A 15,343-nucleotide genomic window follows, 5' to 3' on the forward strand; every position below is an offset into this window, starting at 1 on the left:
CGCCATCGCGACGTGTTCTCCCGGCGAACTCCGGCGCTCGAGCCTGGGACAAATGTGTCAAAGTGTCATCGTTGCCTTGAACGGATGACACTTCATGAATCAATGTTACAATACGAATATTAATGCAACCATAAGCAAAGAACACTCATGTCGAAATGCTTTCATTTATGATTTTTGCCGAAGGATCCGTTGCGGGTATCGAGAAAATGGGAATAGAATGTCCATGTGGCATGGGGTCCACCAATCCCTCGGAGGTTGGAATGAACATCGATCGATCACCGTCCGCGTCCACGAATCAAGGAGTGTCCCGATCCGGACGCCCGACGTGGAATCTTGTCTCCTGTTTCGTTTTTTTTGTTTTTTTTCTTGCGAACCCAGCCTGGTCCACCCCTGCCGGTGATTGTGGGCACGATTGTTTCAAGGCAACCCAGGCAGTGGCCCGAACCGGTTCCGGAGAAGCGGAAAACAGGATGGGGACCATGTTTGCCACCGGCATCGGCGCTCCCTACGATCCGTCCACCGCCGCCGCATGGTACGAACGCGCCGCCCGCAGGGGCCATGCCCTGGCAAGCCTCAACCTGGGCATGCTCTACATGACCGGAGAAGGGGTTGCGGAAGACCTCAAGCAGGCCCACCATTGGATCGCCAAGGCCGCCGATCTGGGACACGGCCCCGCCAGCCAACTCCTGGGACTGCTTCATGAACGGGGCATCGGGGTCGTCGCCGATCGTTCCGAGGCGCAACGCTGGTACCAAAAGGGAGGGGAACAGGGAAGCCGGGAGGCCCGTTCCGACTGGTCGCGTCTGACCGGCACCCCCTGGCCCGCCACCCCTCCCGTCCAGCAGGCGCATCAGGTCCAACAACGGACAAATACGTCAGGATCGGTGCAAACTCCGCACCCGCCCCAGGTCACGAGCCAACCCCGACACGAACGGCAATCCACCGAACGTCTGGACTCTTCCGTCGGGAAAGCGCCCGCCGTTATGGCCGCCGTTCCGCGGAATCCTGCCTCCACCGGCGACAAACGGGTATCGGCCCTGTTCGAAAAAACCCGCGCGGCAGCCCAGGCGGGGGATCCGGAAGGGCAGAATCACCTGGGCACCATGTATCTTTCGGGATTTGGCGTCAGTCCCAACACCAGGGAAGCCTTTCGCTGGTTCCAGGAAGCGGCGAAGAAGGGTCATGCCCGGGCGCAGATCAACCTTGCCTCCATGATCCTGACGGGAATGGGAACCCGTGAAGATCCGGCGAAGGCAGTCGGTTGGCTGGAACGGGCGGCATCCCAGAACCATCCCGAGGCGCAATACCTTCTGGCCACGCTCCTGGAAAAGGGAACGGGAACGCCCGAGGATCCGGTCAGGGCTTTGCAATGGTACACTCTGGCGGCGGGACAGGGGCAGAGTGCGGCGGGAAAAGCGAAAAACAGGATGATGGCCAGCCTGTCACCCGAAGAGATCGACCGGGCGCGACGGGGAATGAACGCCCTTGTCCGCCGACCCGAAGTTCCTTCCCCCGAGATGCAACTGGCGCATCTGAAACCTGTTTCCCTCGACGGACCTCGATGGGCCATGGCGGAGACATCGCCCCCCCCAGGCAACCACCCGGTGGTCACCGACATTTCCGCATCCCGAGTCACGTCTCCCGGAATGTCCGCCGACCCGTCCAGCCAGGTCCAGACCCCTTCTTCGATGCAAATGGCCCGTCTGGCGTTGGAAGATGATCCCGCCACGCCAGCCCCGTCGGCACGTCGCGGCACGAGACAACAGGAACCGATCGAGGAGATCGTTCTCGCCGCCAATACCGGCAATTCGTCCGGCAAACAACCTCCATCCGCCGCGGATCAGTGGCGGAAGAAGGTTTCCGAACCCAATGGCACGACGAAACCGGACGAGACCAAGGGATCCCATCCACTTCTTGTTTCACCGGTCGTCAAGGAAGTCGATGCCACCAATCAACGAAAGGCGAAGGATGAATTGAACCTTGCGCTGGCCGCGGAAGGGAAAAAAGATGTCGGCGCCATGTTGCGCCATCTGACCCGGGCCCATGAAATCGATCCCGGCAATCCGGAAATTGCCAAACGTCTGGGCGTTCTGACGGTGGATGCGGGGAAACCCGCCGCGGCCCTTCCCTTTTTCAAAGCGGCGGCCCAGGGAGCGGCGTTGCAGGGGAATGTCAACGAGGCGACCTTCGCCAATGACCGGATCGGGGAAATTGCAGGGCTTTTCCAGTCCTGGGTCGATGAAAAGCTGGCCGCCGCCGGAGTCATCCAGCCCGACAAGGCCAACATTGCCTCCACCTGGACCAACCTGCTGGAGCAGGCCATCGATACCGCCGGCAAGGGCGACCTGCCCCAGGCGATCGATCTGGGACGACAATCCCTGGAACTGGCAAGGAACAATCTGGGGCCGGAACACGCCTCGACCATTCTGACCTTGCGAGAACTGGGCAACCTGCATGTGCAAAATGGCCAGCTCGATGCCGCCGAACCGTTGTTCCGGCAATCCGCCGAAATTGGATCCAAGGTGCTGGGCGACACCCATCCCGAAACCCTGGCGGCCAGGACGCTGCTGGCGGAATTGATGGAGTCGCGAATGCAACTGGAACCCGCCGCGGCTGCCTACCGGGAGATCACCGATCGGTATGGCAAGGGGTTCGGGACCAGCCATCCGTTGAAGCTGCACACCGATCTGTCATTGGCACGGGTGCTGAAGAATCAGGGAAATGCCGCCGAAAGCGATCGGATTCTCAAAACCGCCTGTCCTCTGGTTGCCCAGACCTACGGATTCCACCATCCTGAAACGGCAACCTGCCTGCAACAATTCGCCGAGGTGCAACGATCCCTGGGCCATTTCGATGCGGCGTTGGCGAACCTGAATCAGGCCCAGGCGATCCTTTCCCGGGTCACTGCCACACAGGATCCGCGGACCGTCGGCGGTAACGTTTCCCTGGCCGGGGTGTTCCGCGATCTGGGAAAATATGCCGAGGCCAAGAAACTGCTCCTTTCGGTTCTGGAAGAGATCAAAAATGACAGCCATGCCCTTGGTTTTCTCCAGTCCGACGCCCGGACCGTTCTGGCCCGGGTCCATCTTGACCTTGGAGAACTGGATCAGGCCCAGTCTCTGACCCAGATCCAGTTCGAGGAACAGAAAGCCCGATCCGGCCCGGAGCATCCGGGGACACTGGCCGCCTTGACCGATCTGGCGGGCATCAAGGAAAAGAAGGGCCTGTATGACGAGGCGGAACGAGGCCTCAACGAGGCGTTGGGAAGCTACAAGAAAATATTTGGCGAAAAACACCCCGCCACCATTACCGTTCTGAACAATCTGGGACAGATGATGGAAGCGGCGGGATTGTACGACAACGCCGAACCGGTGTTGCGCCAGGCGGTGACCCTGTCGGAGCAGGTATTTGGCCCGCGCCATCCCACCACCATGACGGCGAAGAACAATCTGGCATTGCTGCATGAAAGCCAGGGAAACTTCGATGAGGCCCAACCGCTGTATCAGCAGGTGATCGAGGGGACGAGTCATCTGATGGGTCCCCGACATTCCGACACGCTTGCCGTGGTCAACAATTTGGCCTACCTGTACCTTCTGCAACGGGAATATGCCAAGGCATTGCCTCTGTTCGAAAAAATTGCCACGATCTGGCGGGAAACCCTGGGTGAATCCCATCAACGGACGCTTAAGGGACTGAACAATCTGGCCCGGGTCCAGCAACACCTGGGCAAACTGAAACAGGCGGAAGAATTATTCGACAAGACCCTCGCGTTACGGACCCAGGTTCTGGGACCCAGGCATCCGGACACCTTGCGTTCCATGCATGATCTGGCCAACCTGTACCAGGAGACGGGACGGCACCAGGAGGCGGAGGAATTGTTGAAGAAAACCCTGGCCCTCGACGATCAGGTGGCGGGGCGTCTGCACCCGTACACATTCGAAACCATCAACACCCTGGCCACGGTCCTGGAAAAGAAGAAGGATATCGAGGGGGCGTTCCAGGTTCGTCAGGAAGGTTTTTCCCGGAGGACCGAATTTCTCAATCGCATGCTCTGGTCGGCGGGAGACAACGCCCGCGAGGGTTATATCCGTTTGCACCGGCCCGAACTGGACGACTATCTGGCCATGCTGACCCGGTTGGATGCGGCGACTGCCGGTCGCGAGGCGATCAATGTTGCCTTGAAACGGAAGGGAATTCTCCTCAAGATCACCTCCGAGATCCAGCAGATTGCCCACATGACGCAGGATCCGCAACTGGAAGCCCTCGCCAGGGAGCTGACCCAGACGCGCAAGGATCTGGCCGCGTTGACTCTGGCCGGTCCTTCCCCCGACACTGTGGATACCCATCTGCAACGGATCCAGGGATTGGAGAACCGTATCAATGAACTGCAACTTCAATTGGGCCAGTCGAGCAGCCGGTTTCGCCATTCCATCAGTGACATTCTCGTCAATCAACTGATCGAACACCTTCCCGACGATTCGGCGCTGGTTGATTTTCTCGTCTTCCGGGAGGGCGATAAGGAGAAAATGCTGGCCGGAGTGCTGACCAGGAACAAAGATCAGGCGCAATTCAACCTTGTGGTCCTTTCCGACCTGGAGGCCATCCAGAAGGCGGTTCTCAATTATCGATCCGTCATCCAGGAAGAGGAAGCCGACAATGATGAACTCGTCGAACTGGGACAGAACGCCTACGCACTGATCTGGCAGCCCATATCCCGGATGATCGGGACGCGGTCGGCGGTCTATGTCGTGCCCGATGGAATTCTCAACATTCTTCCGTTTCCCGCCCTGGTGGATGAGAAGGAGCAGTATCTGACCCAGGGGACCGATATTCATCTTTTGGGTTCCAGCCGCGACCTGATCCCTTCGGATGTCCCGGCTTCGACGGGTGAATTTTTGATTCTGGCGGGTCCTGACTACAATTTCGACCAGATTGTCGCCGCCAACACCAGCGTCAACGAGCAGCAACGAAAGCGTTCTGCTTCCCTCAAGGCGGGCCTCCGGGCTTTTTCCTCGGGAATGCGGGGACTGCGGTTCGACCCGCTCCCCGGTGCGGAAAAGGAAGGGGCGCTGATTTCCAAATTATCGCAAACCGGGAAAAAGAAAAACAGAATGTTGACCCGGAACGATGCCCAGGAGAAGGTGTTCAACGAACTGACCCGACCGCCGGAGGTGTTGCATATCGCCACCCATGGCTTTTTCTTGAAGCCGGACGATAACCTGAGAAAACGGCTCCTCAAGTTGCAACGGAGTTCCGACATCCAGATCGTCCCCCCCGGAGACAATCCGCTTTTGCGTTCGGGCCTGGCCTTTGCGGGGATCAATTCCAATGCCCAATTCCTTGGGGAGATCGATACCGACAATGATGGCGTCCTGACCGCCCTCGAAGTCATGGGACGCGATTTTTCCGGAACCCGGCTTGCGGTGCTTTCGGCCTGTGAAACAGGATTGGGAGAAATCCACGAGGGCGAGGGGGTTTATGGTCTGCGGCGTTCGTTCCAGGAGGCGGGGGTCGGTGCGGTCATTTCTTCCCTGTGGGAAGTGAGCGACGCGGGGACCCAGGAATTGATGTCTCGATTCTATCAACGATTGAACCAGGGAATGGAACCCCACAAAGCCTTGCGGGAAACCCAGTTGCAAATGATTGCCTCGGACGAATGGAAAGCGCCCTACATCTGGTCGGCGTTCATGATGATGGGACGTTGAAAAGCAGGCGATCCGTAATTTGAAAAATCTGCGTTCATCTGCGAAATCCGCGGATTCACGACATACCCGCTATCCGCGGATTTCGCAGATTCGCGCAGATTCAAGACGAAGAATTCTATAAAGAAAAGGTCCCGCACAGGGACCTTTTCCGTCGTATCGTTCTTCTGTAACCCGGGTTTTGGATCTTCAGTGGGGCGCCTTTTTTTTCTTTCGTTCCGTATGGGCCTTGAGTTCTTCCGTCAGGGTATCGATGGTTTCATTCACGGCGGAAACGACCGTTGCCGACTCCTTGGTGGCGGTAATGGTGCTGCCGGGGACATTGATGACCGCCTTGGCTTCGGCACGTTGTTCATTCTTGTGCGCATGTTTTTCAATGGTGAACCGGGCACTGGTGATGGGACCGAAACGTTGGTCCAGATTTTCCAGTCGCTTGGTGATCCGATCCCTCAACTCGTCGCCGATGTCCAGTTGGCGGCCTTCCAGTTTGATTTCCATGGGATTATCTTTCCTTGTGTCCAGATTTCGTCCCTCCAAGACGATGTCGGCATCCCCCCGGCATTTCTTTCCTTGGGATCTTGCGTCTCGAAGCAGGGACGTTCATTTCTGCTGCGTGGAATCATGCCACCCGGGAAAAGACGCTTGAGCCTATGCGCGGATGGCGACAGTGAATCCCTGTCCGGAATAACCTGCATGACCTTCCGGACAGGGGTGTTTGATTTGTTTATTCGATGGTCAGCAACGGAGCACCCACGTTGACCAGATCACCCTTGGCAACATTGATGGCAGTCACCGTCCCCGCCCTGGGGGCGTGAATTTCCGCTTCCATCTTCATGGCTTCGATGACCACGATGACATCGCCGACCTTGACCTGTTTTCCCACTTCGGCAACCACCTTGCAGATCGTTCCGGCAAGATTCGAAGGAACGGTCGTGCTTTTGCCGTCGGCGGCTGGAGCGGAAGCCGCTGCCGATTTGGGGGCTGCGGACCTTTTTCCCCGGGTTTCCTTCTGACCTGGAGGAAGAGGGGCGAATTGGCCACCACCAAACGCATACATGTCGCCGATGAACACCATTCGCTTGTTGCCGCCAGCACTGTCGGCGGCGGCTGCCGGAGCTGCCGCTGCCGCCGGGGCCGCCTGAGGCTTGGCTGCCTCGGTACCGGGGGCCGGTTCGAAGGCGGACGGATTGTCCCGGTTTTGCAGAAACTTCAAGCCAACCTGACTGAACAGGGCGTAGATCATCACGTCATCGATGACATCGCTCGCCAGACGAATTCCCTTCTCGGCGGCCAGCTTTTTCAATTCGGCGGTCAGTTTTTCCACTTCAGGCTCGATCAGATCGGCCGGGCGACAGGTGATCGGCTTTTCTCCTTTTTCCAGGACCCGGGCCTGAAGCTCCTTGTTGACCGGGGCCGGAGTGGCGCCATACTCGCCACGGAGGATCCCCCGGGTTTCCTTGGTGATCGATTTGTAGCGTTCGCCGCTCAGGACGTTGAACACCGCCTGGGAGCCGACGATCTGCGAGGTCGGGGTAACCAGGGGAATGTAGCCCAGATCCTTGCGTACCCGGGGGATTTCTTCCAGGACGGCATCGAACTTGTCCATCCCCCCTTGTTCCTTGAGCTGACTTTCCATGTTGGTCAACATGCCACCCGGAACCTGGGCCACGAGAATCCGCGAATCGACCCCCTTGAGGCTGCCTTCGAACTTGGCGTATTTTTTACGCACATCGCGAAAGTAGGTGGCGATCTCTTCCAGAAGCTTGATGTCCAATCCGGTGCTGCGCGGCGATCCGTCGAAGATGGAGACGACCGATTCGGTGGCGGAGTGGCCGTAGGTCATGCACATGGAGGAGATGGAGGTATCGACCATGTCGATGCCTGCCTCGGCGGCCTTGACGATGGCGGCGGTGGACATGCCGGTGGTGGCATGACAGTGCATGGCGATCGGCAGTTTGACCGTTTCCTTGAGTTTGCTGACCAACTCTTCTGCGGCATAGGGGTTGATCAGACCCGACATGTCCTTGATGCAGATCGAATGGCATCCGAGGTCTTCCAGGTTCTTGGCCATGTCGAGCCAGAACTGGGTCTTGTGGACCGGGCTGGTGGTATAGGAAAGGGTTCCCTGGGCATGTTTGCCCACCTTCACCACGGAACGAATGGCGGTTTCAAGGTTGCGCACATCGTTCATGGCGTCGAAAATGCGAAAGACATCCATTCCGTTGGTGGCGCAACGTTCCACGAACTTTTCGACGACATCGTCGGCATAGTGCCGGTAGCCCAGGATGTTCTGTCCGCGGAAAAGCATCTGCATGGGCGTTTTCGGCATGGCGGCCTTCAGGCGCCGCAGTCTTTCCCAAGGGTCTTCACCGAGAAAACGGATGCAGGAGTCGAAGGTGGCGCCACCCCATGTTTCCAGAGACCAGTAACCAACCTGATCAAGTTTTGCCGCGATGGGCAGCATGTCATCGATGCGCATGCGTGTGGCCAGCAACGATTGATGGGCGTCCCGCAGAACGACTTCGGTAATTCCAAGGGGCTTTTTCTTCATGTTGGTTCCTTGCTTCCTGACGTCTGTTGGTTAAAGGCCAAGCGGGTAACGATTGTCAACGAACGACCGGTGTGGTGTCCATCGGAAGTTTACCACGATCGTTGAAGAATTCTGGAACGATTGGACAAAATACATGCGTTTCCGAAAAATCATACCACTTTCTTCAAGTCGAATTCCAGGATGCCCATGGCGCCCGCCTGTTTTAACCTGGGAAGGAGGTCTCGGACCAGGCTTCGATCGACGACGGTCTCGACGGCGCGCCACTCCGGGTCAAGCAGCGGATTGACCGTGGGGGAGTGGATGCTGGGAAGAAGGGCCAACACCTGGTCGAGATGCAGGGTGGGGACGTTCATTTTGAGCATGACCTTGTGCCGGGCATCGAGGGCGGCGTTGAGCAACAGCGCGATCTGCCCGATCTTGGCTTTTTTCCAGGGATCTTCCATCGCCTTGGGATTGGCGATCAGTTTGGTACGGGTTTCCAGGAGTTCCTCGACGATGCGCAACCGATGGGCGCGAAGGGTGGAACCCGTTTCGGTGATTTCCACCACGGCATCGACCAGACCTTCGACAACCTTGGCCTCGGTCGCCCCCCAGGAAAAAATCACCTCTGCCGCGACGCCGCGTTCTTCGAGATATCTCCGGGTGAAACTTTGCAATTCGGTGGCGATTCGTTTTCCCTGGAGGTCCTGGATGCCCCGAATGGGGGAATTTTCCGGGGCCACCAGAACCCAGCGGCATGGTTTATTGGAGCTTTTCGAGTATTCCAGAGTGGCGACATCGGCAACCTTGTCCTGGCAGTCGCGTTCGATGATCCAGTCCCATCCGGTCAGCGCCACGTCCAGGGTGCCATCGGCGACATAGAGGGCCATTTCCTGGGGCCGCATGAGTTTGCATACCAGGGTCGGGTCGTCGATCGCGGGAAAATAATTGCGCGAATTGATGGCGATGCTCCACCCTGCCTGGGCGAAGAGTTCGACGGTCGCCTTTTCAAGGCTTCCCTTGGGAATTCCGAGTTTCAACTGAGGTGTCGTGTCCATGGAATCAAAACCGTTATCCCCCCCGGGTCAAACCCAGGAGGCCAGTGAGTTGGTTGAAATGATGCATGATCGCATCCGGCTGAAGATCTTCAAGGGGCAGACCGCGGTTGTAGCCGTGACTGACCAGAAGAAGGTGACACCCCGCGTTCCGGGCCGCAAGGCAATCCGTTTCGGAGTCGCCGATCATGAGCGTCTCCGATGTCGTGCTCCCCAGTTGATTCATGGCATGATGGAGCGGCAGAGGATGGGGTTTTCGTTCTTCCAGGGTATCGCCACCGACAATGGTCCTGAAATAGTGGGTGAGGTCGAGTTTATCGAGCATCAGGTGGGCCAGCGATTGCGGTTTGTTGGTGACGACGGCCATGGGCAGGTCCAGGTCATGGAGGGTTTCCAGACATGCGACGACACCGGGATAGGGAAAAGAATGATCGGTGATATGAATGCGATAGTAGTCCATGAAGTCCGCGACCGCCGCTTCGAAATCGGGATCGTTTTCCGGTGGATTGGCGTTGATGCCCCAGAATCCTCGCGCCAGAAGATAGCGGGCGCCGTTGCCGACATAATCGCGGACCAGATTCAGGGGGAGGGCGGAATGTCCCCGGCGGGTCAGGGTATGATTGGTGGCGTGCCACAGGTCGGGGGCGGAATCGACCAGGGTCCCGTCCAGATCGAACAGGATCGTCCGGCATTGGGAAAAAAACGTCATGACCGGATCCAGGCCAGATGGGGCAGACCGCGATGGCGGTTGGCATGGTCGAGGCCATAGCCGACGATGAATTGATCGGGAACCTCGAAGCAGTGACCATCGAGCGGCGTCGGAATCTGTCGCCGCGAGGGTTTGTTCAACAATACGACACTGATCAATTCTTGTACTCCCTTCTCGCGAAGATGTTTTTGCACGGCGTTCATGGTGAATCCCGAATCGATGATGTCATCCAGGAGAAGAACCTGCCGATGACGCACGTCCAGGGTATGATCGAGAAGGATTTCGATTGTTCCCGGACTTGTCAACCCCAAACGGTAGGAAGAGACGGTGATGAAATCGATTTCGGGGTCCAATCCCAGGCGGCACAAGGCGCGGACCATGTCGGCGGTGAAGATGAAGGCCCCCTTCATGACGCCAATCACGACCGGATCGGGTTGAAGTCTGGGAAGGAGTTCGTCCGCCATGAGGGTGATGCGTTGCCGGATGATTTCCTCATCGAGAAATTTCGACAGGTGGGAAGAGGTCATCCTTTTCCCTTTTCCAACAGGAACACCGCCACGGGGGCCAGGAGGTTGGCCACGGTCCGGGGAAGAATATCGACCAGATGTCTTTTGAGGGGGCTGCGCGGCGGTCCCCCCCAGGCGGCCAGGGGAATCTGTTCGATGATGTTGATCCCCATCTGCCGGCACAGGTCCTGAAAATCGAGGATGGAGCACATGCGAATGTTTGGCGTATCGAACCATTCGTAAGGAAGCATCGGTGTTTTGGGCATGCGACCGGTCGTCAGGAGTTTCAGGCGAATGTTCCAATGGCCAAAATTGGGAAAGGAGACGATGATCTTTTTGCCGACGCGCAACATTTCGCGAATGACGAACCGGGGCCGACGAACCGCCTGAAGTGTCTGCGACAGGATGACATAATCAAACGCGCCATCGGTATGATCCGACAGTCCCTGATCGATGTCGCCATGATAGACCGGCAGGCCGCGGGCGATGCAGGCATGCATTCCCTGGGAGGAAATCTCGACGCCAAAGCCGCGGGCATTCTTGTTTTTGATCAGGAATTCAAGGAGACGTCCGTCACCGCAGCCAAGGTCGAGCACTCTGGCGTCCCTGGCGACGAGGGTGGCGATGATCTCCTGGTCGATACGCAGGTCGGAGGCGTGGACATGGGCGGCGTGCGCAGGATCATGGCGGTGGGGCATGCTCATGAATTCCTTTGGGATGGCGGATGCAGTTGTTCATTGTACAACCGGTTGATGAAGGTGGCCATGGACAGGGCGTATTCATGATCCTGGAGGAGGAAGGAGTCATGGCCATGGGGTGAATGGAATTCCTGATAGGAAACGTTCTTCTGGTGCAGATTGAGAATGCGGACCAGCTCCTTGGATCGGGAACTGTCGAAGCGCCAATCGGTATCGAAGCTCATGACGAACAGGCGGGCACGGACCATCTTGAGCCTGCGGGCGGTTGTTTCGGGGTCGGGAAAGGGATCGAAATAGTCCATCGCCTTGGTGATGTAGAGATAGGTATTGGCATCGAATTTCTTGCCGAAGGTCGATCCCTGATGCTTGAGATAGGATTCGACGGCAAAGTCGGTTTCCAGGGCGAAGGAGAAGGATTCGCGGTTTTGCAGACGGCGACCGAATTTTTCATGGAGCCCCTTCTCGGAAAGATAGGTGATGTGGGCCATCATCCGCGCCACCGACAATCCCCGTTCCGGTTTGGGTCCATGGTAGTAGTTGCCATTGTTGAAATCGGGGTCCTGGGTGATGGCCTGACGGGCGACGGCGTTGAAGGCGATGTTCTGGGCCGAAAGTCTGGGGGTGGAGGCGATGATCAGGGCGCCGGCGATGCTGTCGGGATAATCCAGGGCCCATTGCAGGGCGATCATTCCCCCCATCGATCCTCCCGCCACGGCCAGGACCTTGTCGATTCCCAGGTGGAGGAGCAGGGACCGTTGCAGCCGGGCGATGTCGCCGATGGTGATGAGGGGAAAGTTCAGGGCATAGGGGGTCTGGGTTGCCGGATTGATGCTCGATGGACCGGATGTGCCGTCGCACCCCCCCAGATTGTTGGCGCAGATGACAAAAAAATGATCGGTATCGAACGGTTTTCCAGGACCGATATAGCCATCCCACCAACCGGTCTTGGTATCGGTCGGATGATGGCGACCGGCGGCGTGGGCATTGCCCGAAAGGGCATGACAGATGAGGATGACGTTGCTTTTATCATGGTTGAGCCGGCCATAGGTTTCATAGGCCACCTGGATCGGTTGCAGGGTCGCCCCGCTGTCAAGGCGCAATGGTTCTCCCTGGTCGAACAGGGTGACTGTCTGTGTCGTCACCAGACCGACGGAAGTGGGATCGTTCGTGGAGGTTGAATTCATGGTGGTCTGGAATTCATGGATGGTTTCGCATCCCGATGATGGCGGCTTTTCGGCGAACCTTGGGATTTTCCATCGGTTTCTTCCCGTCGTCAAGGGGTCATTCTGGCACCAGGTCAGGACAACACCCACTCGCCGTTTGCCTTGATCTCGTCGTACATGGCGTCCGGAGCCAAATCGATCTCGCCGGGCCAAGTCACAGCCGAAACATTCAGTGACGTCATATTGATTCCGCGAATACATCCTTCAGGGACCTGGCATCCACAAATCGAAGGCTCCACGCCTCCAGGATGGGCAGTTCGGCGTTGGCGATTTTTTCGCTGGCCCATTCAGGCAATTTGCCAAAACGGTGTTGTAATAAGCGGGTCAGGATCTTTGCTTCGCCAATTTGTTCTCCTCTCCGCTCACCGATTTGAATGCCTTCTTTCCGTGCCAGTTCGATACGTCCTCGTGCGTCGGCAATGGCGATTCCAGCCTTGTCATAAAGGTCCAGCTCATCTTTCGTCATGTTGGCGATCATGGCTTTTTCAAACGCATGCCGAAATGGTGGCAGATCCAGTTGGTCGGGTACCCGTTCCAGGGTTTCGGCATGGCGGATGAAATAAATCCATTTCTCAAGGATTCCGTCACACGCTTCCAAGGTTTTCGTGAATTTTGTCAACTCCACGAAATAATGGACAATATCGCTCAGGTACGAATCGCCGGTGATGGTTTCCTGGGACTGGTGGCAGGAAACGCTGTGGTCGAAGTTTGGGAACAGGATAAAATCGGTGATGGTGATCGCGATGACCTGTCTTAATTTGGGGTAGTCTTCAGCCCTGCTGATCTGTCCAGAATAGGCCTTGGCACTGTTGTATTGGATGCGGTTGAGAAACCCGGCAACCTTCTCCATCTGCATCTCTACCACATACGAAATGCCGCGATGATCCTTGCAGCGCACATCCAAAACAGAGGATTTGAGGTCCTTGATGCGTGGCGCCAGAAACGGGTCCAGGATGGTCAACTCCACAATACGCCGATCCCCATCCAACCCGAGCAGACTCTCCAGAAAGGAGATCAGGATATCCTTTGCGTCTTCGCTGCCGAAAATTTTCTTGAAGGCAAAGTCGATACGTGGATCGATGAATTTCATGATCTATTCCTTGCCGTTGATCAGAGAAGGCGTGTCCGGTGGTTCATTGTCCTGTGGAAAGGGTGTGCCGTCAATCAGGATCAGTCGGAATCGGGTTGTGAAGTGATTCGGACCGGACTGTTTGCGCTGATCGCAAAGACTTCATCACCTCCTGAACCCGTGCAAATTTTTTCCAAAAAACATATAGCGTCCCCGAATTTTCACGAAAACGGAATCCGGGGACTGAATCCTGTCTTAAGGTCCCAAAGTGTCCCATGGACAGGATTGTCCCCAAATTTCCGCCCTCGGGCTGACCCCATCAAACGCTGACCCAGGACAAAGCCAGCAGGGTGAACAAAAACAACAGAACAGGAAGGATCACCTTCTTCCAGTCGAGTTCCTCCTTGTCTCCATGGATTCCACTCTCGATATGTGCGATATGCATGGCCGTCTCCTTTCCCGTCCCCAAGTCTGCCGACAACCCCTCCCTTCAGCCCCCATATCGGCTTGGACAAGGGAATGGCGGAGAAGTTCCACGGAAATTCGGAGACAATTCAGTCACCAGATTTCCATCAATTTGTCTGATTCCATCCACGGCGGAACCGAAGACGTAATGCCTGGTGCGCGATGGATTGTGTGTACTGCTTGTCTTGTGTGGACAGTGATGGAATTCCGAAGTACACTGGGAAGATGAAGAATACCGTAGCCTCGGGGAGAGCCCTGTATGTCCCACAAACAACCTCACAACCGTCGGGCCATGGCCGACAATCGTGGCGCCACGCTGCCACTGGCCGTTCTGGGCGGTCTTGTTCTTGGGGGTATGGTTTTTTTTCTCTTTCATTTTCTCGTCATGGACGGTCCCACGAACACCTTGGAGTTTTGCATCTCATGTCATGAAATGGAAGGGGTCTACAAGGAATACAGCGAAAGCATTCACTACAAGAACCATTCCGGGGTTCGGGTGGTGTGCGCGGACTGTCATGTTCCCCATGGCAAAGGGTTGGTCGATTATCTGGAAAAGCTTGAAGACAAGGTGCTGGTTGGAGGACGTCATCTGTACCATCACCTCATCGGCACCTATCCGGATTCGGCTTCCTTTGAAAGGGAACGATACCGCCTGGCCCAATATGTTCTTGGAAAGATGAAGGAACGGGACTCCAGGGAGTGCCGCCGTTGCCATACCTTCGAGGCGATGCAACTGGCCGATCAAAGTCGTTCCGCCGCCAACAAACATGGACGGCTGATGAAGCAGGGAGATGGCACCTGCATCGACTGTCATTCGGGTGTTGTCCATGAGGAACCGAAGAAACCCGGGGAGGAGCAACCGAAATGAACGCGAGAACCCTCATTATCCTTTCCCTGAGTTTATCTCTTTTCGTGGTTTCCCCGGCGCTATCGGCGGAACCATCCCACCGCGACACCTATGTGCAAGGAGTCATCGCCATTCTGCGTCAACATGCCGCGCACATTCGCATGTTGGCGACGATCGATTTCAAGTACAGCCATAACCTTGTTCGTCATGTGTCGGCCCTTGAAGACAGCTTTGGTCTCCTCGGTCCCATGGACTGGCACGCTGCCCGGGCCGTTTCTCTTCAAGAAAACGATGGCAACCATCCTTTGATGGATACCGAAGCATTCGAGTCCCTTGCCCGTGATTGCCAAAAATCCATCAAAACCCTCCATCAAAGCGCGATCCACCGGATCGAGGGAGGAACCGCCGAACCCGTATTGGAGGCGTTGGACAAGGTTCAAAGCAAGTGTAACCACTGTCATGGTCTTCTGGGCGGCGCCGCTCCCGATGTCTGGGGAAATGGCGTACCGGATCAACCCGTCGTGCCCTGAAACGGTCCT

The 15,343-nt window shown here is 56.9% G+C and carries 11 protein-coding genes; 3 read left to right on the plus strand and 8 right to left on the minus strand.

Annotated features, from left to right (window positions below):
- Positions 1–470: 470 nt before the first annotated feature.
- Entirely contained in the window at positions 471–5,705 is a 5,235-nt protein-coding gene (locus HQL76_06590) for a tetratricopeptide repeat protein (protein MBF0108822.1), read from the plus strand.
- 186 nt (positions 5,706–5,891) lie between these two features.
- On the opposite strand, the gene raiA is transcribed toward HQL76_06590, so the two are convergent.
- From raiA to HQL76_06630, 8 genes are all read right to left on the minus strand, one after another.
- Positions 5,892–6,200 carry a ribosome-associated translation inhibitor RaiA gene (gene raiA, locus HQL76_06595; protein MBF0108823.1) on the minus strand — a complete coding sequence of 103 codons (309 nt, stop codon included), beginning with the start codon at positions 6,198–6,200 and terminating at the stop codon, positions 5,892–5,894.
- A 226-nt stretch (positions 6,201–6,426) separates the two neighbouring features.
- Positions 6,427–8,253, minus strand: coding sequence for a sodium-extruding oxaloacetate decarboxylase subunit alpha (gene oadA, locus HQL76_06600; protein ID MBF0108824.1), 1,827 nt, complete (start codon positions 8,251–8,253; stop codon positions 6,427–6,429).
- A gap of 149 nt (positions 8,254–8,402) precedes the next feature.
- Positions 8,403–9,290, minus strand: coding sequence for an ATP phosphoribosyltransferase (locus tag HQL76_06605; GenBank protein ID MBF0108825.1), 888 nt, complete (start codon positions 9,288–9,290; stop codon positions 8,403–8,405).
- 13 nt (positions 9,291–9,303) lie between these two features.
- Positions 9,304–9,996 carry a phosphoglycolate phosphatase gene (locus tag HQL76_06610; GenBank protein MBF0108826.1) on the minus strand — a complete coding sequence of 231 codons (693 nt, stop codon included), beginning with the start codon at positions 9,994–9,996 and terminating at the stop codon, positions 9,304–9,306.
- Positions 9,993–10,523: a hypoxanthine phosphoribosyltransferase gene (locus tag HQL76_06615; protein ID MBF0108827.1), complete on the minus strand. Its 531-nt coding sequence runs from the start codon at positions 10,521–10,523 to the stop codon at positions 9,993–9,995. Before HQL76_06615 ends, HQL76_06610 begins: the two co-directional genes overlap by 4 nt.
- Positions 10,520–11,200 (minus strand): methionine biosynthesis protein MetW, encoded by a 681-nt coding sequence (gene metW / locus HQL76_06620; protein MBF0108828.1) that lies wholly within the window; start codon positions 11,198–11,200, stop codon positions 10,520–10,522. Before metW ends, HQL76_06615 begins: the two co-directional genes overlap by 4 nt.
- A 2-nt stretch (positions 11,201–11,202) precedes the next feature.
- The gene (locus HQL76_06625; protein MBF0108829.1) at positions 11,203–12,384 is read right to left on the minus strand and encodes a homoserine O-acetyltransferase; all 1,182 of its coding nucleotides are present in this window, start codon (positions 12,382–12,384) and stop codon (positions 11,203–11,205) included.
- Between the two features lie 217 nt (positions 12,385–12,601).
- A complete protein-coding gene (locus tag HQL76_06630) occupies positions 12,602–13,513 on the minus strand; it encodes an Rpn family recombination-promoting nuclease/putative transposase (GenBank protein ID MBF0108830.1) in 912 nt (303 codons plus the stop codon).
- Between the two features lie 703 nt (positions 13,514–14,216).
- Here HQL76_06630 and HQL76_06635 point away from each other — a divergent pair.
- On the plus strand, positions 14,217–14,825 hold the full coding sequence (locus HQL76_06635) for a NapC/NirT family cytochrome c (GenBank protein ID MBF0108831.1): 609 nt from the start codon (positions 14,217–14,219) through the stop codon (positions 14,823–14,825).
- Entirely contained in the window at positions 14,822–15,334 is a 513-nt protein-coding gene (locus HQL76_06640; protein MBF0108832.1) for a hypothetical protein, read from the plus strand. The genes HQL76_06635 and HQL76_06640 overlap by 4 nt, the downstream gene beginning before the upstream one ends.
- Positions 15,335–15,343 lie beyond the last annotated feature (9 nt).

The sequence above is a fragment of the Magnetococcales bacterium genome (assembly GCA_015228815.1).
Classification (GTDB): domain Bacteria; phylum Pseudomonadota; class Magnetococcia; order Magnetococcales; family UBA8363; genus UBA8363.

Coding starts and splice junctions, on each gene's coding strand:
- HQL76_06590 (MBF0108822.1), top strand. CDS start 471: ATGGGGACCATGTTTGCCACCGGCATCGGCGCTCCCTACGATCCGTCC.
- raiA (MBF0108823.1), bottom strand. CDS start 6,200: ATGGAAATCAAACTGGAAGGCCGCCAACTGGACATCGGCGACGAGTTG.
- oadA (MBF0108824.1), bottom strand. CDS start 8,253: ATGAAGAAAAAGCCCCTTGGAATTACCGAAGTCGTTCTGCGGGACGCC.
- HQL76_06605 (MBF0108825.1), bottom strand. CDS start 9,290: ATGGACACGACACCTCAGTTGAAACTCGGAATTCCCAAGGGAAGCCTT.
- HQL76_06610 (MBF0108826.1), bottom strand. CDS start 9,996: ATGACGTTTTTTTCCCAATGCCGGACGATCCTGTTCGATCTGGACGGG.
- HQL76_06615 (MBF0108827.1), bottom strand. CDS start 10,523: ATGACCTCTTCCCACCTGTCGAAATTTCTCGATGAGGAAATCATCCGG.
- metW (MBF0108828.1), bottom strand. CDS start 11,200: ATGCCCCACCGCCATGATCCTGCGCACGCCGCCCATGTCCACGCCTCC.
- HQL76_06625 (MBF0108829.1), bottom strand. CDS start 12,384: ATGAATTCAACCTCCACGAACGATCCCACTTCCGTCGGTCTGGTGACG.
- HQL76_06630 (MBF0108830.1), bottom strand. CDS start 13,513: ATGAAATTCATCGATCCACGTATCGACTTTGCCTTCAAGAAAATTTTC.
- HQL76_06635 (MBF0108831.1), top strand. CDS start 14,217: ATGTCCCACAAACAACCTCACAACCGTCGGGCCATGGCCGACAATCGT.
- HQL76_06640 (MBF0108832.1), top strand. CDS start 14,822: ATGAACGCGAGAACCCTCATTATCCTTTCCCTGAGTTTATCTCTTTTC.